Origin of the sequence: Sporosarcina sp. P26b, assembly GCF_002743245.1 — a bacterium.
Taxonomy (GTDB): Bacteria; Bacillota; Bacilli; order Bacillales_A; family Planococcaceae; genus Sporosarcina; species Sporosarcina ureae_C.
In genome coordinates, this window is the sequence record NZ_PDYW01000007.1 from 97,159 (window position 1) to 122,090 (window position 24,932).

The window sequence follows — 24,932 nt, forward strand, 5'->3', positions numbered from 1 at the left end:
GGTATTGCTTATTTTGATCAATTCCCACTACGGGATTTGTGTTTCATTTCATAGTAAAGGAGTCGTCAAAAATGCCAGATGAAGGTCCAAAGTATTCAAGATCATCAAGAAAACAAGGTAGTAAAGCAAACAAAGTGAATAGAGCATTGAATATTTCAATAGGCGTCGTAGTTTTTCTGATTGCAGTGGTTGCTATTATTTTTATAACAGGTGATGACGACAAAAATGAAGTAGCGATTGAAAAGCCCGAAGAATCTACTCAGTCCGATACAGCACCAATTGAACCTATTGTTTTAGATGATGAAGATGATACGGACAAGCCTGATAAGGAAGATTCTGAACCAACAGAAGTGGAAGAGCCTGAAGTTCAAGCTCCTGAAGAAACTAACGAAGTGGTAAATGAAGTTGTGGAAGAACCGGAAGCACCTAAAGTAGAAGAACCGAAAAAAGAACAGCCGAAAAAGGAACAACCAAAAAAAGAGCAACCGAAGAAAGAAACTTCTTCTGATTCCGGCAAGAAAGCTATTGTAAATCCTGACTGGAAACCTGTAGGTACAAAGCAAACAGGCGAGCACGTCTCGAAGTACGATGGTCAATCCGACGATTGGAATGAAAAAAAGAAAGCCATCTCCTATGCGACAGGACTGTCTGAAGATCAGTTATATTTTGATCGCATTCAAAATGGAGGAAGTCCTCAAAAATCAGAAGGTATTGTCAGAAGTAAAGATAATTCCAAAAAATATAAAGTATATCTAGAGTGGGTTGACGGTCAAGGCTGGAAACCAGTGAAAATGGATGTATTGAAGTAAGGATATCAAACTACCGATGTGCTGCTTTTTTGCAGCACATTCTAGTTAGTGAAAAAGAGGAGAGGGCATAAATGAAAATAGCAATCGTAGGAGCAATGGAGGAAGAAGTTGAAATATTGCGCAGAGAAATCGGTCTTGGGAAGATTACAACGATCGGAAACTGTGAGTTTATCGAAGGTAAGGTAGGTAAGCACCAAGTGATTGTGACGAAGAGTGGCATTGGTAAAGTAAACGCTGCCATGGCAACAACAATCCTACTACAAAACTACAAACCGGACGTAGTCTTGAATACAGGTTCTGCGGGTGGAACAAATCCTGAACTCGAAGTAGGAACGATTGTCATATCGGATTATGTCCTGCATCATGATGTCGATGTAACCGCATTCGGATACGAGCTAGGACAAGTACCACAACTTCCTGCAAGTTTCCCTTCAGATTCTACACTAATTGGTTTCGCTAGAGAAGCCGTCATTGAATTAGATACATATGAACATTGTGTAGGTACGATCGCTTCAGCTGATACTTTCATGGATGATCCTGAAAAAGTGTTACAAGTTAAAAGTAGATTTCCACGAGTGATCGCAGTAGAAATGGAAGCTGCGGCTGTTGCTCAAGTTTGTTATCAATTCAATACACGTTGTGTAGTAATCCGTGCACTATCTGATATTGCCGGAAAAGAATCCACAGTCAGTTTCGAAGAATTTTTACCGCTTGCTGCCAAACACTCGTCACAGATAGTTTTGCGTGTCATCTCGAAACTTTGATCGTTCTATGATAAAATGACTAAGTAGACAGACCAGCAGTTCGTTTGGTTGAGAGGAGGGACATTCAATGGGATTCTTAATGGGTGGAGTATTTATCGTCACTGCACTATTGGCACTAATTATTTTACGCGAGGTTAAAGCTGACTAAGAATAAAATTAAAGCGTTTCCGGTGTGCGGGGGCTGTGGCCCAAGGTTGCACGATCGGAAACGCTTTTTGTATTATTGATATTCATGCTTGAACGATTGATACAATTTGACGATTGCCCGCTTCTCGATTCGTGAAACATAACTTCTGGAAATATTTAATTGCTCTGCGATTTCTTTTTGGGTCATCGGCTGATCGTCTAACAAGCCGTATCGTCTTTGGATGATTTCGAGCTCCCGTGAATCTAGCTTGTTCAAATGTCGGTATAGCCGCTCTTTTTGTTCGTTTTGTTCTACGGTTGTTTGTGGAGGTATGTCGTTTGTTTGAAGGAGGTCTGCGATTTCCAAGGATTGGCCGTCTTTATCCATGCCGATTGGTTCGTAGAGGGAGACATCTTTTTGTACCTTTTTCTGTGTTCGTAAATACATAAGTATTTCATTTTCGATACAGCGCGCAGCATACGTAGCAAGCTTTGTTTTACGGTCTGGCGTAAAGCTATTGACGGCTTTCATCAGACCAATCGCCCCGATTGAAATATAATCATCAAGCAGTTCATGCTTCGGTTGAAACTTCTTGACGATATGGGCGACCAAACGCATATTGTGTTCGATAAGTTCATCTCGTGCACTTTCATCGCCTTCAGCTAATCGTCTCAGGCATTCGGCTTCTTCCTTCTTGGACAACGGACGAAGGAAAGCTTGACCTCTGATGTATCCGATTAGCGCGGGGATCTCTAACCATAATTGCATGACGGCCAGGAAAAACCCGCTCATGTGACCACCTCCGATTATTGGTAGTTTACTCTATGCAAACAACGGATGGTCTATCACTGACAAGAAAAGCGATAAAATCAGACATAGTTGTGCGTGCATAGTACACAACTATGTTATAATCAGACAAGAATTTGTTGTAGGGCGGAGAGGATAATGTGTTAAATCGTTTTTTACCGAGCGCATATGTTAAATCAGTATTTTTGATCAAACCGGAAGACCTGATTGAAAATGGTATTAAGGGCATCATTACGGATTTAGACAATACACTCGTTGAATGGGATCGTGCAGATGCCACGGAAGATATTATGGCATGGTTCAAATCAATGCGCGATGCCGGTTTACAAATTACAGTTGTTTCCAATAACCATATAGAGCGCGTTAGTCACTTTTGTGACCCGTTAGGCATCCCGTATATTTGCGAAGCGCGAAAGCCGTTGAAGAGATCATTTTATCAAGCAATGGCTACGTTAGGATTGCCTAAAAAAGAAATCGTTATGATTGGTGATCAATTATTGACAGATGTCTTGGGTGCGAATCGAGTGGGGTTACAGACGATATTGGTCGTCCCTGTGGCAAGTTCCGATGCGCCAATCACGAAGTTCAACCGCGCGATTGAACGACGGATTATGGCAAGGTTTAGAAGAAAAGGATTACTTACGTGGGAGGACTAAATTTGGAATTGATCAAATGTATTGGATGCGGTATTACAATCCAAACAACCGATAAAACTGCAGAAGGCTATGCACCACCTGCTTCTTTAGAGAAGGAAGATGTTATTTGCCAGCGTTGTTTTAAATTACGGAACTATAATGAACTACAGCCAGTTTCCTTATCAGGAGACGATTTTTTAGCGATTCTAAATGGAATCGGTGAGAAACAAGGTTTAATCGTCAAAGTCGTGGATATCTTTGATTTCAACGGTAGCTGGATTAATGGCCTGCATCGCTTTGTAGGCAAGAAAGACATCTTGTTGATCGGTAATAAAGCAGATATTTTGCCGAAAGCGATTAATCCGCAACGAGTGAAGAATTGGATGAAGGCAGAAGCGGCAAAGCTTGGCTTAAAACCGATTGACGTCTTGCTCGTTTCTGCTGTAAAAGGGAACGGCATGAGTGAAGCACTCGACGCAATCGAGAAATACCGTAAAGGTAAAGACGTCTATGTAGTCGGTTGTACGAATGTAGGGAAATCTACGTTTATTAATCGGATCATCAAAGATGCGACGGGTATGGAGGATGTCATTACGACGTCTTATTTCCCTGGAACAACTCTTGATGTAGTAGAAATTCCATTGGACGATGGAAAAATGCTGATGGATACACCAGGGATCATCAATGATCACCAAATGGCCCATCACTTAGATGCGCACGATTTAAAATTAATTACACCAAAAAAAGAGTTGAAGCCGAAAGTCTATCAACTGAATGCGGAACAGACTTTGTTCATTGGTGGACTGGCACGTTTTGATTTCATTCAAGGTGGACGTTCTTCATTCAATATTTACGCAGCGAATGCATTACCGGTTCATCGGACAAAGCTTGAAAATGCAGATGAGCTATTTAAAAATCATCTAGGTGACATGCTTTCTCCACCTGGACCTGCATCCCTCGAAAATTTGCCGCCACTTGTGCGCCATGAATTTTCGATTAAGGAAGCAAAGACAGACATAGTTATTTCAGGTCTTGGCTGGATTACGATTCAGCATGCGAATGTAAAAGTGGCTGTACATGCACCAAAAGGTGTGAATGTCGTAATCAGACCTTCATTGATTTAATAGGGCTAGGAGGAATGACCAATTGAAAAAATGGTATGCGGTAGTAGGCGATCCGATCGCGCAATCGATGTCACCGGTCATGCACGATCAGTGGTTTGATGAAAACGATTTGGACGCGACGTATATACCGATTCATGCAACAGCGGGAAACTTGGAACAAACGATCAACAGTTTGCGTACACTCGGATGCAGCGGTTGGAATGTGACAGTACCCCATAAACAAGCAATTATTCCTTTCCTTGATGAAGTGGATGAATCGGCGAGGGTCATGAATGCGGTGAATACAGTCTACCAAACCGATCAAGGTAAACTAATCGGTGCCAATACAGATGGTGCAGGTTTCGTGAAGTCTTTGGAGGAGTTTTCCGAATCAGTTACAGGTCCTGTGTTACTTATAGGAGCTGGCGGAGCGGCTAGAGGTATCGCCTTTGCTTTGCAGTCAGCTGGCTATGGACCACTCTATTTCACGAATAGGACCGCTTCAAGGGCCGCAGAACTATCGACAGCGATGGATGACGGTCATGCGCTATCTATTGAAGATGCGGAAGAACGTCTTGGGGAGTTCGGACTGGTCGTCCAAACTACTTCGGTCGGTATGAATTTTGCACAAGAAGGGATACCACTTGATCCAAAGAATATCGCAAGTGGTGTCGTAGTGGCGGATATTATTTATAATCCGCTTGAAACAGAATTTTTACGACAAGCAAAACAAGCGGGTGCTAAGACGATGAATGGCGTAGGAATGTTCGTCCATCAAGGCGCATTAGCTTTTGACAAGTGGACAGGCGTCTATCCTGACACGAAAAGAATGACAGATACGATTACAATGAAAGTTGGCGGGTAAACATGTTAACAGGTAAACAAAAAAGTTTTTTAAGAAGCGAAGCACATCATTTAGATTCATTATTCCAAATTGGGAAAAGTGGTCTGACAGATGCAATCCTCGCTCAAATCGATGAAGCGCTAGAAGCACGTGAACTACTCAAAGTAAGCGTCCTTCAGAACTGCGACGAGGACAAAAAAGAAATTGCTGAAAAGATTGGCGCGTATAAGGGTATTCACGTAGTTCAAATCATCGGCAGCACAATTGTTTTATACAGAGAATCGACAGAGAAAAAACGCATACAATTACCGTAAGGAGAATCAGATGAAGCGAATTGGCATTTTGGGCGGAACTTTCAATCCGCCGCACACTGGACATTTAATGATCGCCAATGAAGTGCGTCATGCACTGCAGTTGGACGAAGTATGGCTGATGCCTACTGCAGTCCCGCCGCATAAGCTTACGACGGGCGATGCAACAGCGGAGCAACGTCTACAAATGGTGAAGCTAGCGGCAGATGAAGTGGAAGGCTTGCGTGCATCTTCGTATGAAATTGAGCGTGGCGGAGTATCATTTACATACGATACGATGTCTCAATTAGTTTTGGACGAACCCGATGTTCACTTTCATTTTATCATTGGTGGGGATATGATCGATCAGTTGCCGACATGGTATCGGATTGAAGATTTACTCGATATTATTACGTTTGTCGGTGTAAAGCGCCCAGGTGCTACTAACGCTTCTGCAATCCCGGTACAACTAGTGGAAACACCTCAACTTGATTTGTCATCCACATTGATCCGCCAGCGTTTTGCAGAAGGAGGAACTGTGCAACTTTTGATTCCTTCCGCTGTCGAAGCTTATATTCGAGAGGAGAGATTATATGGATCTTCAACAAGTTCGAATTGATCTGGAACAACGCTTACCAAAAGCACGCTATGAACATGTGTTACGTGTCACGGAAACTGCAAAGAAGTTAGCGGAAGAAGTGGGTGTATCAGTAGAAAAGGCTGAAATTGCAGGCCTATTTCATGACTATGCCAAGTTTATGGATAAAGACGAGTTACTTCAATTATTAAAGCGTGACGAAGACTACGAGCTCTATGCACAGTATCACTCTGAACTATGGCATGCGCCAGTTGGAGCTATGCTTGCGAAAGAGCGTTACGGAGTAGAAGATCACGACATCTTGCAGGCAGTCCGTTTCCATACGACAGGACGTGCTGGGATGAGCGAGCTAGAGAAAGTAATTTATATTGCAGATTTAATTGAACCAGGAAGAAAGTTTCCGGGGATCGAAGAACTTCGCCAACGTATTGACGGAGAACCGCTGGAAGATCAAATGACCGAATGTATCCAGCACACATTTAAATTTTTAGTTCAGCGATACGCAGTCATTTTTCCTCATTCATTTGATTGTTATAATGACCATGTACGTAGAAGAAAGGAACAGTGAAGTATGCCAACATTATTAGAATTAGCTTATGAAGCAGTAGATAGTAAGAAAGCGGAAGATATCGTAGTATTAAACATGGAGGGCATTTCACTAATTGCTGATCAATTCATCATTTGTCATGCAAACTCTGAAAGACAAGTACAAGCGATCGCACGTGAAGTAGCAGATGCAGCTTCAAAAGAAGGATATCCAGTGAAGCGTTTAGAAGGATTCGACGCAGGTCGTTGGATTTTAGTCGATCTACTAGATGTAGTCGTTCATGTATTCCACAGAGATGAACGTGGATTCTATAACTTAGAAAAGTTATGGGGAGACGCACAGTTATTAAACGTTGAGGATGAAGTATGAGTTCTTCCTATTCAGCGTTCGCATCTATTTATGACGAACTAATGAATGATATCCCATATGACGCCTATGTCGAGTTACTCGATTTGGCGTCTGCTGGCGTTTCAGGGAAAAAAGTATTGGATATTGGTTGCGGAACTGGCTTGCTGTCCGCCATGCTCGCAAAAAAAGGAGCACATGTCACCGGTATCGATCTTTCCGCTGATATGCTCGAAGTTGCTTCGCGTCGTGCAGAATCACTTTCTCTTGATATTACATTGATCGAGCAACCGATGCAGCGACTAGACGTAGAAGAGACATTTGATGCAGCTGTCATATCGATCGATTCCTTAAACTATATAATTAAACAAGCAGATGTCTTAGAAACATTCCGCCGCGTATATGAATCGCTTGCTACAGGTGGCGTGTTGCTATTTGATGTGCACTCGTTAGAGAAAATGGATGAAATCTTCCTTGAAGGTCCTTTTGTTTTCGATAATCAACGTATTTCATATATTTGGCAAACAGCTCCTGGTGACGAGACTCACTCCATTTATTCTGAGTTGGCGTTTTTCGTTAGACAGGAAGACGGTTCTTATCAGCGTTTTGACGAAGTACATATGCAACGAACATTTGCGATACCTGAATATGTTCAAATGCTTGAAGAAGTTGGATTTCATATTGAGCGTATTTTTGCAGATTGGGAAGATGAAGCACCTGAAGAAGAAAGTGAAAGAATCTTCTTCCAAGTACGGAAATAAGTCTTCCATAGTATTTCACAATCGGGTATAGTGAAGGGGACTCCATACGGTGCCGAAAGAAAGGATTGTTGTTTATCCGTTCATTCTTTACCGAAAAATGGCGTACATTGATCATTCCTATTGCAGCGTTCGCTGTACTTTCCACTGTTTGGTTCTTTCCCCGAGAACCGTCGGACCAACTTTCCGAAGAACGTGGACAATCCCTATTTGAACCAATTGAAACTACTGAAGAAAATAAAGAAGTGGAAGCACCGATCGAGTTAGTGGCTGAAGCGGTCTCCGTTGCTATTCTTGTAGATGTAAAAGGTGCTGTAAAACATCCCGGACTCTATTCGATGCAAGAAGGTGATCGCTTGCTTGATGCAGTCGACAAAGCAGGAGGTTACACGGAGGCCGCTGACACTAGGTTGTTGAACCATGCGCAAAGACTGCAGGATGAATCTGTCGTCTATGTACCGATCGCAGGAGAAGAACCACCGGTATATGAGCAACCAGCCGCGGCGTCAACTTCTTCGTCTGAAAGTTCCGCTTCGAAAGTAAATATCAATGCAGCGAATGAAAGTGAATTTCAAACGCTTCCTGGCATCGGTCCAGCAAAAGCTACGGCGATTGTACAATACCGTGAAGAGCATGGAGCTTTTTCGCAATTGGATGGAATAAAAAATGTGTCAGGCATTGGTGACAAGACATTTGAAAAATTAGAACCACTTATTATTCTTAATTGATGGAGGCAACCGTATGGAGCGAATTACTTGGGATCAGTTCTTCATGGCGCAAAGTCATTTGCTGGCGATGCGCAGCACGTGCACACGGCTCTCAGTGGGGTCCATTTTAGTACGTGATCAGCGTATTATTGCTGGCGGCTATAATGGTTCAATTTCGGGTGGAGACCATTGTATTGAACACGGCTGTTATGTCGTGGACAATCATTGCGTTCGAACGATACACTCAGAAATGAATGCATTACTACAATGTGCTAAATACGGCATACCGGTCGCAAAGGCAACTATTTATGTCACACACTTCCCGTGTTTACAATGTAGTAAAGCATTGATTCAGGCAGGTATTGAACGCGTTAAATACGCGGAAGATTACCGAAATAGCGAGTATGCACTCGAGTTGTTTGCGCAAGCGGGTGTCGAGATTGAAAAAGTGCCGTTTGACGAGCGATCTATTGACTTCGCCAGTGAAGAGAAATTTTCACTATTCAACGAAATGTTGACGAAAATGCAAGAGCTTGGCGCTGAACCTGAAGAACTAGATGCCCTTTTACAAAGGGTGAATCACTTATTTGGCAATTAATCCGATCGATACGATGGATGTATATAGCGATTCCTGTAGCGATTTCTGCGTTTGCAGCTGAGCTTTCAGGATCGCTTTTATTTTTAAATGTTTTATTCCTCATACCATTCTACTTTTTGCGCAAAGATTATCTACATCTAATTCTTTGCTCACTTCTTGCTAGTCTCTCTTTTTTCTATTTCTCCAATCATTTTACAGCACTTCCTAACGATTCTGTCATGACATTTCAGTGGAAAGATCAAGTGAAAATCGATGGAGGTAAAGTGAAGGGCTTTGCTACATTACATGACGGGACAATGGTTTATATGATGTATACGCTAACTTCCGAACACGAAAAGAAACGCTTCCAAGCTGCGCGATTATCTACGTTTTTGTTCACAGCTGAAGTGGAGCCGAAAGAATTGGAACCGGCAGCCCATGACTATTCATTCGATATGGCACGCTATTTACGAATGAACGGTGCAGCGGGAATTCTAGAAGCCACACGTATCACATCTAGTCAGCCCCTCACAACACTTCGAACGCGACTCTCGCATTACCGCTTTTCTATCAAACAACATATTCACGAGCACTTTCCGTCTTCACTTGTCACGGAAGCAGAGGCATTATTGATCGGTGACCGTTCTGGCATGGACCGACTCTTGCAGAAAGAATATCAAACGCTTGGGATCACGCATTTGTTTGCCATTTCTGGTTTACATGTCGGACTGTTGACGTTTTTCATACGGGCAATCTTCTTGCGAGTTGGTTTTCGAAAAGAATGGGTGACCTACGGATTACTGGTGTTTTTGCCGACTTACGCATGTATTGCTGGGGGAGCACCTTCTGTCTGGCGTGCGGCCACTGTCACGATGATTGTATTACTTGCGGTTACAGGGAATTTGAGATTGCGCCTAGATGATGCACTGGCTTTGAGCGCATTGTTTTTTATCGTGATGCAACCTCATATCGTATTCCAGCCTGGATTTCAGCTATCTTATTTAGCTGCATTCTCTTTATTGTATTCGTCAGCTATTTTAAGCCAGGCGAAAAATGGATTCGTTGTATCGTTTCTTGTCACGGTTATTACGCAAGTCGCGCTTTATCCTATTTTGTTGTATCACTTCTTTGAGTTGTCGATTTCTTCTTTTATCGCAAATTTGTTCTATGTCCCTTTGTATTCCATATTTATTTTGCCAGCCAATTTATTACTATTAGTTTGTACGTATACAATTCCTCCGCTAGCCAGTTTACTTTTTCACATGTATGAACCAGTCAGACAATGGATAGGTAGCATGACCACTTGGTTTGCTTCATTTCCGTACCAAATGTGGACACCGGGACAGCCGGATGGAATAGGTTCTGCGCTTGCGGTTCTTGGGATCTTACTATTTCTAGTTTCTTTGGAACGAAGAAAATGTATTGCGCTAGGTATCGCTGGCTTATTGTTACCGGCATTTTATTTGGAAATCAAACCGATACTACATCTGGACGCGATCGTTTCGTACGTCGACGTGGGACAAGGGGACAGTACGATTATCGAGATGCCTTTTAAAAAAGCAGTGTATATGATAGATACTGGTGGCGTCGTTCATTTTGGTGAAGCGAATTGGAAAACTCCTGAGCAGCCATTTGAAATTGGACGAAATATCGTTGTGCCGTACTTAAAAGCAAAAGGTATTACGAAAATCGACCGATTGATGATTTCTCATGCCGATCTTGATCATATGGAAGGTGCGGATGAAGTCATGGAAGAGTTACGCGTGAAGGAGATTCATATACCGCCTGGAAGCGAACAAGAGAAAGCGATGAAAGACGTGTTACGACTGGCCAATGAACAAAAAGTTCCAGTGCAGCTCGTTGGGGAAGGCTTTAATTGGAATATAGACGATTATCAGTTTCAATATGTAGCGCCTGAAGAACGTGTGTATGACGGCAATGACAGTTCACTCATACTGGTCATGAAGAAGAATGATCTTCATTTCATCTTTCCTGGAGATTTGGAGAAAGAGGGAGAACAGCGATTTTTGCAAAGGTATCGCTCTGCAGATTTTCAACGTGTTGTGCTAAAAGCAGGTCATCATGGCAGCAAAACATCGAGTACAGAGCCTTTTATCAATTTCTTACAGCCCGAGTTTATTATTGTTTCGGCAGGAAGAAATAGTCGCTATGGACATCCGCATGCAGAAGTAGTGAATCGTTTCATTGAGCATGACATTCCGTTTTGGTCGACAGCGGAACAAGGAACTATTGAATTACGTGTAAAGGATGGTATGTATACGACTACATCTAGTCGCTAAAAACAAATAGACACATCCGCCAATTAGGTGGATGTGTCTACTTTATAAAACAGTTGATTAGCGAGCGACGATATCGATGATCGTAGCAACAACAAAAATTGCCGAAAAACCGATAAACGCAACTATAAAGCCGATGCCACTATCAATCGCGTCATTACGTTTGGATTGGACATCATGTTCAAATTCATTCATTGCTACACCTCCTAATTCCATACTAAGTATAGATGAAAGTGAAAGAAAAATCCATATAAATCGACGTTTTTAGGTGTTGCAATGTATGTTGACACAATTTGTTCATAGAGTAAGTGAATTATAAGTTAAAAGAGCGGAAACGCATATGGCCATTTCCGCTTCATCCATTCTAGTTAATAGTATCTGTCCTTTTCTGCTGTTTCGCGATGGTTTGGTGTCATCGGTTCTTGCTTCGGTGTCAAGTGACCAAATTCGGCCAATTCCAAAGAGATTTCTTCTTTCTCCTCAGGTTTTGAATTTTTACGAGTATTTGCTTCTAGACGCTTAGATTTTTTCATCAATAAACCTCCTTTACTCGCTAGTATGGAGAAATAATTGATTTTCATGTATAGTTAGCACAGGTTTTTACATGCAAGTACTCGTTAACAGAGGTGAAGAAAGTGGTTACGAAAATTTGGAGTCAAATTGAAAAAGGCGATGTGCAACCAGTTTATTTACTGACTGGTACTGAGCAACATTTATTGGATGAAACGATAAAGAAATTGATCAAGGCAGTGCCCGGCATGACATCATCTGAAGTGAATCGCTTTGATTTGGAAGAGATACCTATCCAGGCAGTTCTTGAAGTAGCGAATGAATTTCCGTTTTTAGTCGATCATAAATTAATTGTCGCAAAAAACTGCTCGTTTTTGAAAGCAACCGATAATTCAAAAGAAAAACAGAACCATCAATTAGAATTGTTGGAAAAATGGCTGGAAAATCCATCGCCTACCGCAACGGTAGTATTTGTGGCGCCATATGAAAAATTAGATGCACGAAAGAAAATTACGAAGAAAATTAAAAAGCATGCAGTTGTCGTAGAAGCTGTGGCTTTGCAAGGACAAGACTTATCTACGTGGATCATGCAACAAGGGAAAGATAAAGGGATTGCGTTTGATAAAAAGACAGCTGAATTCCTCATGGAGATATCAGGAACTGATTTGCTGACTCTTTCTACTGAAGTGGACAAGCTAGCGGGTTATTTGGCATTCAGTGGCACAGTCGACGTCGATATGATTGAACAATTGGTTGCTAGAACGCCCGAAATGGATGTATTCCGCCTGACGGATTCATTCGTTAATAACAAACGTGCGGAATCACTTGCTGTCTATCATGATTTATTGCGTAATGGTGAAGAGCCGATCATGATGGCGTCACTCATCGCAAGCCAAGTACGTTTAATGATCCATGTGACAAATCTCCGTAAAAAAGGCTATCAGCAACAACAGATCGCCACCACCCTTCATATCCATCCGTATCGCGTCAAATTGATGATGCAACGGAAACTGCCGCCTTTACCAGTTTTATTGAAGGCGTTGGATGATTTGGCGACGATTGATTTGCAATTGAAAACTACGAGTGGCAATCGCCAGCGTAAACTAGAATTATTTTTAATGAATGGTTTATAAAAACGCAAAAAAAGACTGCCGTCACGAGGAGGCAGTCTTTTAACATGTCATTATTGAGCTTTTTTAGTTAGACGTGATTTTTGACGAGCAGCAGTGTTTTTTGGGATAAGACCTTTACGGGCAGCAGTATCCAATTGTTTCACAGCATTTCTCAAAAGTTCTTCAGCGTTCTCTTCTTTATTCGTAAGAGCCGCATCCGCTTTACGGATTGCAGTACGCATAGAAGCTTTAACGTGCGAGTTTGCTTCGTTAGCAGCAGCACTTTGTTTCACGCGTTTGATAGCACCTTTAATGTTTGGCATTTCATTCACCTCCAGCTTTCAGGTAAGGCAAGAGTGTTTCCACAATCATCCGGACATCTCTTTACAACAAGCATAATTTTAACAAAGCTCATGACAGATTGCAAGAAAAAAAGTAAAGTGATTCATCTTTACAGCAATCTATTCCAGAATAATCGCCGATTAATTGCACAAACTGGCTAGTAGAGGTGAAAAAAATGAGCGAAATCAACTACTATCGAACGGATTTAATTGATGAAAGTGATGAGTTTGTCAGGCATCAGACAGATCAAGAAGAAAAGAAATTGAAGGAAATGTCCGGAATACGTGTCGAAGAACAAACAATTGGTCGAATTAAAGCAACTACGGTAAAAGTGACAGCAGAAGGTGAGGAAGAAATCGGGAAAGCGAAAGGTACATATATTACGCTGACGATTCCGACACTTGCTGTTCACGAAATCGATGAGATTCAAACATTATGTGAACTTGTGGTCGAAAAAATGGACACCTTAATTAAAGAAAAGATACCGGGAGACGTAAAGAAAGTGTTATGTGTCGGTCTCGGTAACCGAGAAATTACGCCTGATGCTGTTGGGCCCGCTGTTATGGATTATGTGAAAGAAGTGATACCTGATTATTACGAAGCAGATGAAAGTGGTGTGATGGTTTATGCACCGGGGGTAACGATTCAGACGGGTTTAGAAACTGCGTCCTTCGTAAAAGCAATCGTCGATCAAAGTAAGCCGGATCTGTTACTCGTCGTCGATGCTCTTGCTGCGAGAAGTAGCGCAAGGCTTTGCCGTACGATTCAGCTAACAGATACGGGTATTCATCCGGGCTCAGGTGTAGGGAACAGCCGCAAAGAGTTATCAGAAAAAAGTCTCGGCATCCCCGTCATTGCGATAGGCGTGCCGACAGTAGTGGACGGCCCTGTACTCGTGGCGGATGCGATTGACACGATGTTTGGCTATATCGCAACGAAAATTGAAGAGGATAGTATGCCTTCGTCTAAACTCTCAACGGGTCGTTTTCCTCAACGCATCACAAAAGATGCAGATCGCACAGCGCTTGGACCTATATTCGGTGATTGGTCATCATGGACGCATGAAGAACGAATTAAATTATTTGAAGAAGTACTGACCAATCAGGAGTTGTCGACATTTATATCGCCAAAAGAAATTGATTCGTGGGTAGCGAACTACGCCACGGCATTGTCTTCTTCATTAATTAGTTGGATTCATAAAGTAAATACGTGAACTAGTCATTGACCTTTTTTCTTCTGCATATTGTGGAAGATGGAGGGATTACTATGAAAAAAACTTTGCAAATCTGGATGAGCGTTATTTTTGTATTGTTCATCTTCCCTGTCGTACTGCAGTACATTCCTAAACAGCCGACCATCCCCACTGCCCTCTCGTTAAAGGAACCAAGCACAATAGTTTACGCATCCAATGTATTGGAAGAGGATATTCGTCCTAAAGTGAAAGGTAATGTTTTAATTTATTCGACTCATTCACATGAAGCGTATGAACCGATTACGAAAGCAGCGGATGGTAAAGTTGCAGTGTCTCATCATTCGGAGAATATAATAAAAGTGGGCGCGCGGCTAAAAGAGAATTTAATATCACATGGTCTTGGGGCAGAACAACTCGATATCGATATTGTGAAAATTATGCAACAAAAGAAGATACCGTATCATCGCTCGTATGCTGCGATCAGGCCGTATGTGGAAAAGAAGGTTAACGAACAATCTTATGATTTAGTCATCGACATGCACAGGGATTCGCTCGGTCCTTCTAAAACGACCATAACGCACGCTGGTCAACGCTATGCAAAAGTGGCATTTGTCATTGGAAGAGACCACCCGTATTACGAACGGAATTTGGCCAAAGCGAAGCAATTGAAAAGTGAAATGGAAAAAATAGTGCCGGGTATCACGCGAGAGATCATCATCAAAGGTGGCCGTGGAGTAGACGGTAAATACAATCAAGATTTAAATACAAGCATCATTTTGATCGAAATGGGTGGCGTAGGTAATACTGAAATGGAAATCAATCAAACGATATCTGTCGTTGGTGAATCTATTTCCGCTATGATGATCGTGCAATAATCTTTCAAATATTGAAGTCTGAACCGTTCACTGCTATAATTCAAGTAGCTTAAATAGGTACGTACATGTAGGAGTGAACAGTGATGAATCAAGAGCAGAGAGCAGCACGTCAAAAAAACATCCGAAATTTTTCTATCATCGCCCATATCGACCATGGAAAGTCCACGCTGGCTGATAGGATTTTAGAAAAAACGGAAATAGTGAAAACACGTAATATGAAATCGCAATCATTGGATTCGATGGACCTGGAACGTGAACGCGGGATCACCATTAAATTGAATGCCGTTCAATTAGTATATACGGCAAAGAATGGTGAAGACTATACGTTTCACTTGATCGACACACCAGGACACGTCGATTTCACATATGAAGTATCGAGAAGTTTGGCAGCTTGTGAAGGCGCTATTTTGGTTGTAGACGCTGCACAAGGTATCGAAGCCCAAACATTGGCGAACGTCTACTTGGCACTAGATAATGATTTGGAAATCTTACCTGTCATTAATAAAATCGATTTACCGGCAGCTGATCCGGAACGTGTAAAAAAAGAAATTGAAGAAGTTATCGGATTGGATGCTTCAGAAGCGGTTTTAGCTTCAGCAAAAGCTGGAATTGGCATTGAAGAAATTTTGGAGCAAATCGTAGAAAAAGTGCCAGCGCCTGAAGGAGATCCTGAAGCGCCATTAAAAGCGTTGATTTTCGACTCCCATTACGATCAGTATAAAGGCGTTATCGTCAATATCCGAATTGTTCAAGGGAAAGTAAAGCCAGGCGATAAAATTCGTATGATGGCTACAGGTAAAGAATTTGAAGTGCTTGAAACAGGAGTCTTTACTCCGACAATTTCTCCTCGCGATGAATTGACTGTAGGGGACGTAGGTTTCTTGTCTGCTTCTATTAAAACGGTAGGGGATACACAAGTCGGAGATACCATTACACTTGCCAATGACCCTGCAGATGAAGCATTACCAGGTTATCGTCGTATGAATCCGATGGTGTTCTGCGGATTGTACCCAATCGATACGTCTAAATACAACGATTTGCGTGAAGCGCTTGAAAAGCTAGAACTGAATGACTCTGCACTTGAATATGAGCCAGAGACATCCCAAGCACTAGGATTCGGTTACCGCTGTGGGTTCCTCGGCCTATTGCACATGGAAATTATTCAGGAACGGATCGAACGTGAATTCAATATCGATTTGATCACAACAGCGCCAAGTGTTATATATAAAGTAAACTTAACGGATGGTTCAACGATGAATGTGGATAATCCATCGATGATGCCTTCTGCACAAAAAGTAGATTTCGTAGAAGAACCATATGTTAAAGCGTCTGTCATGGTGCCAAATGATTATGTAGGTGCTGTTATGGAACTATGTCAACGTAAGCGTGGAGATTTCATTACAATGGATTATATGGACAGCACACGTGTCAATATTATCTATGAACTGCCATTGGCGGAAATTGTCTATGATTTCTTTGACCAATTGAAATCCAGCACAAAAGGCTATGCTTCGTTGGATTATGAATTGATTGGCTATAAGCGTTCGAAACTCGTGAAGATGGATATTCTGTTGAACGGTGAAAATGTCGATGCACTGAGCTTTATTGTGCACAATGACTTCAGCTACGAGCGCGGAAAAGCAATCGTTGAAAAACTGAAGTCGTTAATTCCAAGACAACAGTTCGAAGTTCCTGTTCAAGCAGCGATTGGTCAAAAAATCGTTGCGCGTTCTACTATTAAATCAATGGGTAAAAACGTTTTAGCAAAATGTTACGGTGGAGATATTTCCCGTAAACGTAAATTGCTTGATAAGCAAAAAGAAGGTAAGAAAAAAATGAAACAAGTCGGCTCGGTGGAAGTTCCACAAGAAGCGTTCATGGCTGTTTTGAAGATGGATGAAGATTAATTGAACTCAGCAAAAAGGGGGCAAATCGCCCTCTTTTTGCCGTTTACATACTCATATAAAGGATGTGACAGCATGCGGGGAGTGTATATCCATATACCGTTTTGCCAGCAAATTTGTCATTACTGTGATTTTAATAAAGTGTTTTTGAAAAACCAGCCGGTCGATCGATATATCGAAGCGATTGGTAAAGAGTTTTATTATATGAAAGAAGCCGGCCATTCATTTGAAGAAGTGGAAACGGTATTCTTAGGTGGTGGCACGCCAACAGCGCTTAGCGTCGAACAACTTGACCGGTTACTGACGATTGTTTCACAGTACGTAGATGTGACAACGTTAAAAGAATTCACAACCGAAGCAAATCCTGACGACCTGTCAGAAGGACAACTATCTATTTTGAAAGAAAAAGGTGTCAATCGTTTATCAATCGGCGTTCAAACTTTCAATGAACGATTACTGAAGCAAATCGGACGCACGCATTCCAACGAAGACGTGGAACGTGTCATTGCGGCTGCACGGAGTGTCGGTTTCGAGAATATCAGTATCGATTTAATGTACAGCTTACCGACGCAGACTGTAAGCGAATGGGAAGAGACGCTCGATCGGGCATTGGCGCTTGATTTGCCGCATTACTCCGCCTATTCATTAATTGTTGAACCAAAAACGGTATTTTACAATCGAATGGTTAAAGGGAAATTACCGTTGCCTGGAGAAGATGTCGAAGCTGAAATGTTTGAGATGGTCATTGAACGCATGAATGCAGCAGGCAGGGAACAATATGAAATCAGCAACTTCGCAAAACCTGGATATCCTTCGTTTCATAACTTGATTTATTGGGAAAACTCCCAATATGCAGGTATTGGTGCAGGTGCTCACGGCTATCTCGGCAAAGAACGCTATTCAAACGTAGGTCCGTTAATGCACTATATCGACCACTTAGAAGAAGGCAAGTTACCTCGCAAGGACGTTCATGAAGTAACACTGGCAGAATCAATGGAAGAAGAAATGTTCCTTGGTTTGCGAATAGTTGAAGGAGTTTCAATGCAGGAATTCCAGAAGAAATTCAACCGACCGATCAAAGAAGTATTCGGTAAACCGATTGAAAAACTGCAACAACAAGGGCTGCTTCACATCGATGGCGATCTTCTACGCCTGACACGAAAAGGTGTTTTTCTAGGGAATACAGTGTTTCAAGAATTTTTATTAGGTGATTGAGTTTGATTCGTTGACATATAAAATAGAATTTGATAAATTATAAAGTAGTATTAGCACTCGCGGTTAATGAGTGCTAACAGGAGTGATGATCATGTTGACAAACAGACAATTGCTCATACTACAATTGACAGTGAAAGATTTTATTGAGTCTGCTCAACCTGTTGGTTCCAGACAACTGTCAAAGAAACCGGAAGCGCCATTTAGTTCGGCAACCATTCGGAATGACATGGCGGATCTGGAAGATATGGGTTATCTAGAAAAGACTCACACATCATCTGGAAGAGTGCCTTCAGAAAAAGGCTATAGGTTCTTTGTGGATCATTTATTACAGCCACAAGCCCTAGGTCTTGAAGACAGCTTGCAGTTGCGTACAGTGTTTCAGGAAAAAGTCGGAGAGTCTGAGGAATTGATACGGAAGTCCGCAACGATTTTATCGGACTTGACGAATTATACGTCCATTCTACTTGGACCTGATACTTCTACGCATGCCGTCAAGAAATTCTCTATAGTTCCACTTGATCAACAGCGAGCAGTGGCAATTATCGTAACAGATAATGGACATGTGGAAAATCGGATTTTCGATGTACCACCTGGCCTCACTGCTTCGGAAATTGAGAAGACGGTAAATATTTTAAATGAACGCCTAATCGGCACATCGCTTGTGCAGTTGCAGAAAAAATTGCAGCTCGAGGCGAAACATGTATTTGAACAGCATATTCACCAAGCTGAGCAACTATTCAGCTCGCTGCAGCAAGCAATGGCAGTGGAGCCTGAAGAGCAATTGTATTTCGGCGGGAAATTGAATATGTGGAAACAACCGGAATTTCACGATTTCCAAAAGATGCAATCATTTTTTGAATTGATAGAGAAAGGCAATCCTGCCATGGGGCTTTTCAAGAATAACGAGCAAGGTATACAAGTTCGTATCGGTTCAGAAAACAACGTGATTGAAATGGAAGACTACAGCGTGATCACTTCCACATACTCGGCAGGAGAGAATATGGAAGGTTCCATCGCAATTATCGGTCCGAAGCGGATGGATTACGGAAGAGTCATTACATTGCTAGACATACTTAGCAGTGATCTATCTTCTGCACTACATCGGTTAACCATCGGGCAAGACGGGAACGGGAGGCAAGACACGTGAAAGAAAACGAAAAGTTTGAAGAGCATCTAGATGAAAATCTTTCCGAAGATGAGCAAGAGCTTACTGAAGCGTCAGATCAGCCAGAGGTTGAAGAAGTCGTGGAAGTACTCACTACAGAACAAGAACTTGAGAAAAAAATAGATGAATTAACGAAAGCTCTTGAAGAAGAAGAGGGTAAGAAATTACGCGTATTGGCGGATATGGAAAACGTCAAAAGACGAGCTGCACTCGACTATCAAACGTTGCAAACATACCGTGCACAAAACGTAATGGTGAATATTTTGCCTGTACTGGATAACTTCGAACGTGCACTTGCGGTTGAAGCAAAAGAAGAAGAGACGAAGGCCCTCTTAACAGGGATGGAAATGGTCTATCGTTCATTAGTAGAAGCGTTAAAATCTGACGGACTCGAAGAAATTGAAGCACTTGATCAAGAATTCGATCCAAACTTCCATCAGGCAGTGATGACAGGCAATGAAGAAGAGAAAGATTCTGGAATTGTTTTGGAAGAACTACAAAAAGGATATAAACTTAAAGAGCGTGTACTTCGACCATCCATGGTTAAAGTAAACGAATAAAAAAACTAATTTTTTCACATTATAGGAGGAAAATCAAAAATGAGTAAAATTATTGGTATTGACTTAGGAACAACAAACTCAGTAGTCGCAGTATATGAAGGCGGAGAAGCGAAAGTAATTCCGAATCCTGAAGGTAACAGAACGTCACCATCCGTTGTCGCATTCAAAAACGGCGAAAGACAAGTTGGGGAAGTAGCTAAACGTCAATCGATCACAAACCCGAACACAATTATGTCTGTTAAAAGACATATGGGTACGGACTTTAAAGTAGAAGTAGACGGCAAAGAATATTCTCCACAAGAAGTTTCAGCTATGATCCTTCAATACATGAAAGGCTACGCTGAAGAATACTTGGGCGAAAAAGTAACGAAGGCTGTTGTTACAGTGCCTGCGTACTTTAACGATGCGCAGCGTCAAGCAACAAAAGATGCTGGTACAATTGCGGGTCTTGAAGTAGAGCGTATCATTAACGAGCCAACAGCAGCTGCACTTGCTTACGGTTTGGATAAGACAGAAGAAGATCAAACAATTCTAGTATATGACCTAGGTGGCGGTACGTTTGACGTATCTATCCTTGAACTAGGTGACGGAGTATTCCAAGTACGTTCAACAGCAGGTGACAATAAACTTGGTGGAGACGACTTCGATGATATTATTATGGATTACTTAGTACAAGAATTCCGTAAAGAAAACTCCATTGATCTTTCTAAAGATAAAATGGCTATGCAACGTCTGAAAGATGCAGCTGAAAAAGCGAAGAAAGATTTGTCAGGTGTAACATCTACTTCAATCTCTCTTCCGTTCATTACAGCTGGAGAAGCAGGACCTCTACACATGGAAATCACTTTAACTCGCGGTAAATTCGATGAGTTGACAGCGGACCTAGTAGAACGTTCTATGATCCCGACTCGCCAAGCGCTTAAAGACGCAGATCTTTCAGCAGCTGAAATCGATCGCGTAATCTTAGTTGGTGGATCTACACGTATTCCAGCAGTACAAGAAGCAATCAAAAAAGTAACAGGTAAAGAGCCATTCAAAGGCGTAAACCCTGATGAAGTAGTAGCAATGGGTGCAGCAGTTCAAGGCTCTATCCTTACTGGAGACGTTAAAGACGTAGTACTTCTTGACGTAACGCCTCTATCACTAGGTATCGAAACGATGGGCTCTGTTTTCACTAAGCTAATCGACCGCAACACGACAATCCCTACAAGCAAATCACAAGTGTTCTCTACAGCGGCAGACAACCAGCCAGCAGTAGATATCCACGTATTGCAAGGTGAGCGTCCGATGGCGACTGACAATAAAACATTAGGTCGTTTCCAATTGACGGATATTCCACCAGCACCACGTGGCGTTCCACAAATCGAAGTAACATTCGATATCGACAAAAACGGTATTGTAAATGTTAAAGCGAAAGATATGGGTACACAAAAAGAACAAAACATCACGATCCAGTCTAGTTCAGGCCTTTCTGATGAAGAGATCGATCAAATGGTTAAAGACGCAGAAGCTCACGCTGAAGATGATAAGAAGCGTAAAGAAGAAGCGGAACTTCGCAACGAAGCAGATCAGTTAGTATTCATGGCTGAAAAGACACTTAAAGACCTAGAAGGTAAAGTGGATGAAGCAGAAGTGAAAGAAGCTGAAGCGGCATTGGAAGAATTGAAAGCTGCTAATGAATCTGGAGATCTTGAAGAAATTCGTACGAAGAAAGAAAAACTTGACGAATTAGTACAAGCTCTATCTGTAAAACTATATGAGCAAGCTGCTGCAGAAGCACAAGCTGCACAAGGTGATGCACAACCAGGCCAAGAAGATGATGGTGTAGTGGACGCAGATTTCGAAGAAGTAGAAGACGACAAAGACACTAAATAAGTAATTCGAAATAGCTATTGACGGAAAAGTCAAAGTCCGAAATTCCGGCTTTGACTTTTTCGTTTGTTAACTTAACAAAATTCGATATCAACGTGTTACAATGGACAACAGGTAAAATGCGATGAGGGGTGCAATGAATGAGTAAACGAGATTACTATGATGTGCTAGGCGTTTCTAAATCTGCAACGAAAGAAGAAATCCGCAAAGCATATCGTACACTTTCTAAAAAGTTCCATCCGGACTTGAACAAAGAAGCGGATGCAGAATTGAAATTCAAAGAGGTAACAGAAGCATTTGAAGTATTAAGCGACGAGAATAAGAGAGCCGAATACGATCAATTCGGACATAATGGACCAGGTGCCGGATTTGGTGGATTCGGTGGCGGTGGTGGAGATGGCTTCGGTTTCGAAGATATTTTCAGCACGTTCTTCGGCGGTAGTGCAAGAAGAAGAGATCCAAATGCCCCACAAAAAGGTAATGACTTGCAATATACGATGACAGTCGACTTCATGGACGCTATTTTTGGTAAAGAAACTGAAATTGATATTCCACGTGAAGAAGAATGTGATACATGTGACGGTACAGGTGCTAAAAAAGGCACAAGCGTCAAAACATGTACGGAATGTAATGGATCGGGCGAGATTTCATTTGCTCAAAACACGCCATTCGGTCAAGTGGTCAATCGCAGAACATGTCCTACATGTCAGGGAACAGGTAAAATCATTCCAGAAAAATGTGAAACATGCCGAGGTAAAGGCCGCGTAACGAAAAACAAAGTCATTAAAGTAACCATTCCTGCTGGTGTAGACCAAGGCCAACGACTGCGTGTAGGCGGTCAAGGTGAAGCGGGTATAAATGGAGGACCTCCTGGAGACTTATATATCGTCTTTAATGTACGTCCACATAAACGTTTCATTCGTGAAGAAGATGATATTATCCTGGAATTGAACTTGACGTTCCCACAAGCATCACTCGGAGACGAGCTCGAAGTTCAAACAGTACACGGCAAAGTAAAGTTGAAAATTCCGGCAGGTACACAAAACGGTACGACATTCCGCCTTCGAGGCAAAGGAGTTCCGAACGTACACGGTCACGGTACAGGCGATCAACATGTCATCATCAAAGTAACAACACCGAAGAAGATGACAGAGCGACAAAAAGAATTATTGCGTGAGTTCGCATCAATCGAAGGGGAATCACCAGATGAGTATTCCAGCTCATTCTTCGATAAAATTAAACGCACTTTTAAAGGTGAATGAAAGGATGACTAGCTGTGAAATGGTCTGAAGTTTCCGTCCACACGACGCATGAAGCAACTGAGGCAGTCGCAAATATCTTGCATGAAGCAGGAGCGAGCGGAGTTGTCATTGAGGACTCTGAAGAATTTGATAAAGAGCGAGTGGATCAATTTGGCGAAATATATGCACTCGATAAAGATGATTTTCCTAACGAAGGAGTCATCATCAAAGCGTATTTGCCTGTCACTAGTTTCATCAACGAAACAGTTGAAAACCTTGAACTGGAAATAGAAGGCCTTCGTCAGTTTTCATTAAATCCTGGTCGCTTTACTATTGGCATTACAGAAGTAGATGAAGAAGATTGGGCCAACTCATGGAAACAATACTTCCATCCTGTGAAAATATCAAAGCGGTTCACGATTGTCCCTACATGGGAAGAGTATACCCCAGTGGAATCGGATGAATTGATCATTGAACTAGATCCCGGTATGGCTTTTGGAACAGGTACACACCCTACTACAGTCCTTTGTTTGCAAGCTCTCGAAAAGTATCTTGAACCTAACCAGACAATTGTCGATGTAGGAACTGGTTCGGGCGTGCTTGCGATTGGTGCTGCTTTACTTGGTGCCAAACACATTACAGCACTTGACCTAGATGAAGTAGCTGTTCGCGCTGCAGAAGAAAATGTTACGTATAACCATGTCGATGATCGCATTACGGTTTTGAAGGGTAATCTTCTCGATTCAATCGAAGAGCCACCGGACTTAATTATCGCGAATATTTTAGCGGACGTTATCATGTCGTTTTCTCAAGATGCCTATCAACTTGTCAAACCAGGGGGCTTATTCATCACGTCGGGGATCATTGGAGCCAAACGCGATGAAGTGCGTAATGATCTAATCGCACAAGGTTTTGAGATTTTGGAAACGGTTCTCATGGAAGACTGGGTAGTCATCATCGCGCGCAAAGGTAGTGAATAATCATGCAACGCTATTTTCTAAATCATCCATTTGATGAACAAGGTCGAGTTGAGATTGGCGGAGATGATTATAAGCATATCGTCAAAGTCATGCGTATGACGCCAGGTCAGGAAGTAGTGACGGTTTATGATGGCGTTGCTTCTATTGCGATCATAGATAGCATGAGTGAAGATGCGGTGATCGTTTCTCAAAAGAAACAACTAGACAAAGACAATGAGTTGCCGATTTCCGTAACGATTGCCTGCGGTTTACCTAAAGGCGATAAGCTCGACTTAATTACACAAAAGAGCACCGAGCTCGGTATGAGTCAGTTGATTCCTTTTGCTGCGAGCCGATCTATCGTTAAATGGGACGCAAAAAAAGTTGATAAGCGCATAGATCGTTTGCAAAAAATTGCCAAGGAAGCTGCTGAGCAATGTCATCGTAATCATGTGCCAGAGATTTTATCTGTCCAGAGCATCAAGCAACTGATCACGTATACGGATTCTTTTGATGTCAAAATGTTTGCGGATGAAGAAGATGCGAAAAGTGATGTGCCGCATAAGATTGCGGACCGTCTCAAAAACGTGTATCATGGACAATCGATAGTAGTTGTTTTTGGTCCGGAAGGCGGATTGGCGCGTGAAGAAGCCGATTTACTGCAACAAGCCGGCTTCCTTCCGGTGTCGCTTGGACCTAGAATCCTGCGTACGGAAACAGCTCCTTTGTATGTATTGTCCGCTATGTCTTATGAATTTGAATGAAAGAAGTGAACAA

The 24,932-nt window shown here is 42.1% G+C and carries 28 protein-coding genes; 24 read left to right on the plus strand and 4 right to left on the minus strand.

Annotation, left to right across the window (positions count from 1 at the left end):
- The first annotated feature begins 71 nt into the window (after positions 1 to 71).
- Together CSV69_RS09125 and mtnN are read left to right on the plus strand one after the other, a co-directional pair.
- Positions 72 to 809 carry a DUF1510 family protein gene (locus CSV69_RS09125; protein WP_085428889.1) on the plus strand — a complete coding sequence of 246 codons (738 nt, stop codon included), beginning with the start codon at positions 72 to 74 and terminating at the stop codon, positions 807 to 809.
- A 71-nt stretch (positions 810 to 880) separates the two neighbouring features.
- Positions 881 to 1,573, plus strand: coding sequence for a 5'-methylthioadenosine/S-adenosylhomocysteine nucleosidase (gene mtnN / locus CSV69_RS09130; protein ID WP_085428890.1), 693 nt, complete (start codon positions 881 to 883; stop codon positions 1,571 to 1,573).
- A 220-nt stretch (positions 1,574 to 1,793) separates the two neighbouring features.
- On the opposite strand, the gene sigK is transcribed toward mtnN, so the two are convergent.
- Positions 1,794 to 2,492 (minus strand): RNA polymerase sporulation sigma factor SigK, encoded by a 699-nt coding sequence (gene sigK, locus CSV69_RS09135; protein ID WP_085428891.1) that lies wholly within the window; start codon positions 2,490 to 2,492, stop codon positions 1,794 to 1,796.
- Positions 2,493 to 2,647: 155 nt separating this feature from the next.
- Here sigK and CSV69_RS09140 point away from each other — a divergent pair, with 155 nt between their 5' ends.
- From CSV69_RS09140 to CSV69_RS09190, 11 genes are all read left to right on the plus strand, one after another.
- Positions 2,648 to 3,163 carry a YqeG family HAD IIIA-type phosphatase gene (locus CSV69_RS09140; RefSeq protein WP_099625668.1) on the plus strand — a complete coding sequence of 172 codons (516 nt, stop codon included), beginning with the start codon at positions 2,648 to 2,650 and terminating at the stop codon, positions 3,161 to 3,163.
- A gap of 2 nt (positions 3,164 to 3,165) precedes the next feature.
- The gene (gene yqeH, locus CSV69_RS09145; protein ID WP_199170406.1) at positions 3,166 to 4,266 is read left to right on the plus strand and encodes a ribosome biogenesis GTPase YqeH; all 1,101 of its coding nucleotides are present in this window, start codon (positions 3,166 to 3,168) and stop codon (positions 4,264 to 4,266) included.
- Positions 4,267 to 4,288: 22 nt separating this feature from the next.
- Positions 4,289 to 5,110, plus strand: coding sequence for a shikimate dehydrogenase (gene aroE, locus CSV69_RS09150; protein ID WP_099693238.1), 822 nt, complete (start codon positions 4,289 to 4,291; stop codon positions 5,108 to 5,110).
- Positions 5,111 to 5,112: 2 nt separating this feature from the next.
- On the plus strand, positions 5,113 to 5,403 hold the full coding sequence (gene yhbY, locus CSV69_RS09155; RefSeq protein ID WP_085428895.1) for a ribosome assembly RNA-binding protein YhbY: 291 nt from the start codon (positions 5,113 to 5,115) through the stop codon (positions 5,401 to 5,403).
- Between the two features lie 10 nt (positions 5,404 to 5,413).
- Positions 5,414 to 5,998, plus strand: a complete 585-nt coding sequence (locus tag CSV69_RS09160; RefSeq protein ID WP_085428896.1) for a nicotinate-nucleotide adenylyltransferase — start codon at positions 5,414 to 5,416, stop codon at positions 5,996 to 5,998.
- On the plus strand, positions 5,973 to 6,545 hold the full coding sequence (gene yqeK, locus CSV69_RS09165; RefSeq protein WP_099693239.1) for a bis(5'-nucleosyl)-tetraphosphatase (symmetrical) YqeK: 573 nt from the start codon (positions 5,973 to 5,975) through the stop codon (positions 6,543 to 6,545). The genes CSV69_RS09160 and yqeK overlap by 26 nt, the downstream gene beginning before the upstream one ends.
- 3 nt (positions 6,546 to 6,548) lie before the next feature.
- Positions 6,549 to 6,893, plus strand: a complete 345-nt coding sequence (rsfS, locus tag CSV69_RS09170) for a ribosome silencing factor (RefSeq protein WP_085428898.1) — start codon at positions 6,549 to 6,551, stop codon at positions 6,891 to 6,893.
- Entirely contained in the window at positions 6,890 to 7,630 is a 741-nt protein-coding gene (locus CSV69_RS09175; protein ID WP_099693240.1) for a class I SAM-dependent DNA methyltransferase, read from the plus strand. The genes rsfS and CSV69_RS09175 overlap by 4 nt, the downstream gene beginning before the upstream one ends.
- Before the next feature lie 68 nt (positions 7,631 to 7,698).
- Entirely contained in the window at positions 7,699 to 8,355 is a 657-nt protein-coding gene (locus CSV69_RS09180; protein WP_232319558.1) for a helix-hairpin-helix domain-containing protein, read from the plus strand.
- A 13-nt stretch (positions 8,356 to 8,368) separates the two neighbouring features.
- The gene (locus CSV69_RS09185; protein ID WP_085428900.1) at positions 8,369 to 8,932 is read left to right on the plus strand and encodes a ComE operon protein 2; all 564 of its coding nucleotides are present in this window, start codon (positions 8,369 to 8,371) and stop codon (positions 8,930 to 8,932) included.
- Between the two features lie 218 nt (positions 8,933 to 9,150).
- Positions 9,151 to 11,211 (plus strand): DNA internalization-related competence protein ComEC/Rec2, encoded by a 2,061-nt coding sequence (locus CSV69_RS09190; protein WP_158232642.1) that lies wholly within the window; start codon positions 9,151 to 9,153, stop codon positions 11,209 to 11,211.
- A gap of 57 nt (positions 11,212 to 11,268) precedes the next feature.
- On the opposite strand, the gene CSV69_RS09195 is transcribed toward CSV69_RS09190, so the two are convergent.
- Positions 11,269 to 11,403: a YqzM family protein gene (locus CSV69_RS09195; protein WP_085428902.1), complete on the minus strand. Its 135-nt coding sequence runs from the start codon at positions 11,401 to 11,403 to the stop codon at positions 11,269 to 11,271.
- A gap of 173 nt (positions 11,404 to 11,576) precedes the next feature.
- Complete coding sequence (locus tag CSV69_RS16805) at positions 11,577 to 11,741, minus strand: hypothetical protein (protein ID WP_158232643.1); 165 nt, start codon at positions 11,739 to 11,741, stop codon at positions 11,577 to 11,579.
- A 102-nt stretch (positions 11,742 to 11,843) separates the two neighbouring features.
- On the opposite strand from CSV69_RS16805, the gene holA reads away from it, so the two are divergent.
- A complete protein-coding gene (gene holA / locus CSV69_RS09200) occupies positions 11,844 to 12,851 on the plus strand; it encodes a DNA polymerase III subunit delta (RefSeq protein ID WP_099693242.1) in 1,008 nt (335 codons plus the stop codon).
- Between the two features lie 50 nt (positions 12,852 to 12,901).
- Here holA and rpsT read toward each other — a convergent pair whose 3' ends face one another.
- Positions 12,902 to 13,153, minus strand: a complete 252-nt coding sequence (rpsT, locus tag CSV69_RS09205; RefSeq protein ID WP_085428904.1) for a 30S ribosomal protein S20 — start codon at positions 13,151 to 13,153, stop codon at positions 12,902 to 12,904.
- A 194-nt stretch (positions 13,154 to 13,347) separates the two neighbouring features.
- On the opposite strand from rpsT, the gene gpr reads away from it, so the two are divergent.
- From gpr to CSV69_RS09255, 10 genes are all read left to right on the plus strand, one after another.
- Positions 13,348 to 14,385, plus strand: coding sequence for a GPR endopeptidase (gpr, locus tag CSV69_RS09210; protein ID WP_099693243.1), 1,038 nt, complete (start codon positions 13,348 to 13,350; stop codon positions 14,383 to 14,385).
- 53 nt (positions 14,386 to 14,438) lie between these two features.
- Positions 14,439 to 15,239 carry a stage II sporulation protein P gene (gene spoIIP / locus CSV69_RS09215; RefSeq protein ID WP_232319560.1) on the plus strand — a complete coding sequence of 267 codons (801 nt, stop codon included), beginning with the start codon at positions 14,439 to 14,441 and terminating at the stop codon, positions 15,237 to 15,239.
- 83 nt (positions 15,240 to 15,322) lie between these two features.
- Entirely contained in the window at positions 15,323 to 17,146 is a 1,824-nt protein-coding gene (lepA, locus tag CSV69_RS09220; RefSeq protein ID WP_085428906.1) for a translation elongation factor 4, read from the plus strand.
- Between the two features lie 72 nt (positions 17,147 to 17,218).
- The gene (gene hemW, locus CSV69_RS09225) at positions 17,219 to 18,358 is read left to right on the plus strand and encodes a radical SAM family heme chaperone HemW (RefSeq protein WP_099693244.1); all 1,140 of its coding nucleotides are present in this window, start codon (positions 17,219 to 17,221) and stop codon (positions 18,356 to 18,358) included.
- A 91-nt stretch (positions 18,359 to 18,449) separates the two neighbouring features.
- Positions 18,450 to 19,505 (plus strand): heat-inducible transcriptional repressor HrcA, encoded by a 1,056-nt coding sequence (gene hrcA / locus CSV69_RS09230; RefSeq protein WP_085428908.1) that lies wholly within the window; start codon positions 18,450 to 18,452, stop codon positions 19,503 to 19,505.
- The gene (grpE, locus tag CSV69_RS09235) at positions 19,502 to 20,083 is read left to right on the plus strand and encodes a nucleotide exchange factor GrpE (RefSeq protein WP_085428909.1); all 582 of its coding nucleotides are present in this window, start codon (positions 19,502 to 19,504) and stop codon (positions 20,081 to 20,083) included. Before hrcA ends, grpE begins: the two co-directional genes overlap by 4 nt.
- A gap of 39 nt (positions 20,084 to 20,122) precedes the next feature.
- Positions 20,123 to 21,958: a molecular chaperone DnaK gene (gene dnaK / locus CSV69_RS09240; protein WP_085428910.1), complete on the plus strand. Its 1,836-nt coding sequence runs from the start codon at positions 20,123 to 20,125 to the stop codon at positions 21,956 to 21,958.
- Positions 21,959 to 22,095: 137 nt separating this feature from the next.
- Positions 22,096 to 23,217 (plus strand): molecular chaperone DnaJ, encoded by a 1,122-nt coding sequence (gene dnaJ, locus CSV69_RS09245; protein ID WP_085428911.1) that lies wholly within the window; start codon positions 22,096 to 22,098, stop codon positions 23,215 to 23,217.
- 14 nt (positions 23,218 to 23,231) lie between these two features.
- On the plus strand, positions 23,232 to 24,176 hold the full coding sequence (gene prmA / locus CSV69_RS09250; RefSeq protein WP_099625677.1) for a 50S ribosomal protein L11 methyltransferase: 945 nt from the start codon (positions 23,232 to 23,234) through the stop codon (positions 24,174 to 24,176).
- A gap of 2 nt (positions 24,177 to 24,178) precedes the next feature.
- Complete coding sequence (locus CSV69_RS09255; protein ID WP_099625678.1) at positions 24,179 to 24,919, plus strand: 16S rRNA (uracil(1498)-N(3))-methyltransferase; 741 nt, start codon at positions 24,179 to 24,181, stop codon at positions 24,917 to 24,919.
- The last annotated feature ends 13 nt before the right edge of the window (positions 24,920 to 24,932 follow it).

Bases quoted from the DNA above. Each gene is read 5' to 3' on its own strand.
- CSV69_RS09125 (WP_085428889.1), top strand. From the start codon at position 72: ATGCCAGATGAAGGTCCAAAGTATTCAAGATCATCAAGAAAACAAGGT.
- mtnN (WP_085428890.1), top strand. From the start codon at position 881: ATGAAAATAGCAATCGTAGGAGCAATGGAGGAAGAAGTTGAAATATTG.
- sigK (WP_085428891.1), bottom strand. From the start codon at position 2,492: ATGAGCGGGTTTTTCCTGGCCGTCATGCAATTATGGTTAGAGATCCCC.
- yhbY (WP_085428895.1), top strand. From the start codon at position 5,113: ATGTTAACAGGTAAACAAAAAAGTTTTTTAAGAAGCGAAGCACATCAT.
- CSV69_RS09160 (WP_085428896.1), top strand. From the start codon at position 5,414: ATGAAGCGAATTGGCATTTTGGGCGGAACTTTCAATCCGCCGCACACT.
- yqeK (WP_099693239.1), top strand. From the start codon at position 5,973: ATGGATCTTCAACAAGTTCGAATTGATCTGGAACAACGCTTACCAAAA.
- rsfS (WP_085428898.1), top strand. From the start codon at position 6,549: ATGCCAACATTATTAGAATTAGCTTATGAAGCAGTAGATAGTAAGAAA.
- CSV69_RS09175 (WP_099693240.1), top strand. From the start codon at position 6,890: ATGAGTTCTTCCTATTCAGCGTTCGCATCTATTTATGACGAACTAATG.
- CSV69_RS09185 (WP_085428900.1), top strand. From the start codon at position 8,369: ATGGAGCGAATTACTTGGGATCAGTTCTTCATGGCGCAAAGTCATTTG.
- CSV69_RS09190 (WP_158232642.1), top strand. From the start codon at position 9,151: ATGACATTTCAGTGGAAAGATCAAGTGAAAATCGATGGAGGTAAAGTG.
- CSV69_RS09195 (WP_085428902.1), bottom strand. From the start codon at position 11,403: ATGAATGAATTTGAACATGATGTCCAATCCAAACGTAATGACGCGATT.
- CSV69_RS16805 (WP_158232643.1), bottom strand. From the start codon at position 11,741: ATGAAAAAATCTAAGCGTCTAGAAGCAAATACTCGTAAAAATTCAAAA.
- rpsT (WP_085428904.1), bottom strand. From the start codon at position 13,153: ATGCCAAACATTAAAGGTGCTATCAAACGCGTGAAACAAAGTGCTGCT.
- gpr (WP_099693243.1), top strand. From the start codon at position 13,348: ATGAGCGAAATCAACTACTATCGAACGGATTTAATTGATGAAAGTGAT.
- spoIIP (WP_232319560.1), top strand. From the start codon at position 14,439: ATGAAAAAAACTTTGCAAATCTGGATGAGCGTTATTTTTGTATTGTTC.
- lepA (WP_085428906.1), top strand. From the start codon at position 15,323: ATGAATCAAGAGCAGAGAGCAGCACGTCAAAAAAACATCCGAAATTTT.
- hemW (WP_099693244.1), top strand. From the start codon at position 17,219: ATGCGGGGAGTGTATATCCATATACCGTTTTGCCAGCAAATTTGTCAT.
- hrcA (WP_085428908.1), top strand. From the start codon at position 18,450: ATGTTGACAAACAGACAATTGCTCATACTACAATTGACAGTGAAAGAT.
- dnaK (WP_085428910.1), top strand. From the start codon at position 20,123: ATGAGTAAAATTATTGGTATTGACTTAGGAACAACAAACTCAGTAGTC.
- dnaJ (WP_085428911.1), top strand. From the start codon at position 22,096: ATGAGTAAACGAGATTACTATGATGTGCTAGGCGTTTCTAAATCTGCA.
- CSV69_RS09255 (WP_099625678.1), top strand. From the start codon at position 24,179: ATGCAACGCTATTTTCTAAATCATCCATTTGATGAACAAGGTCGAGTT.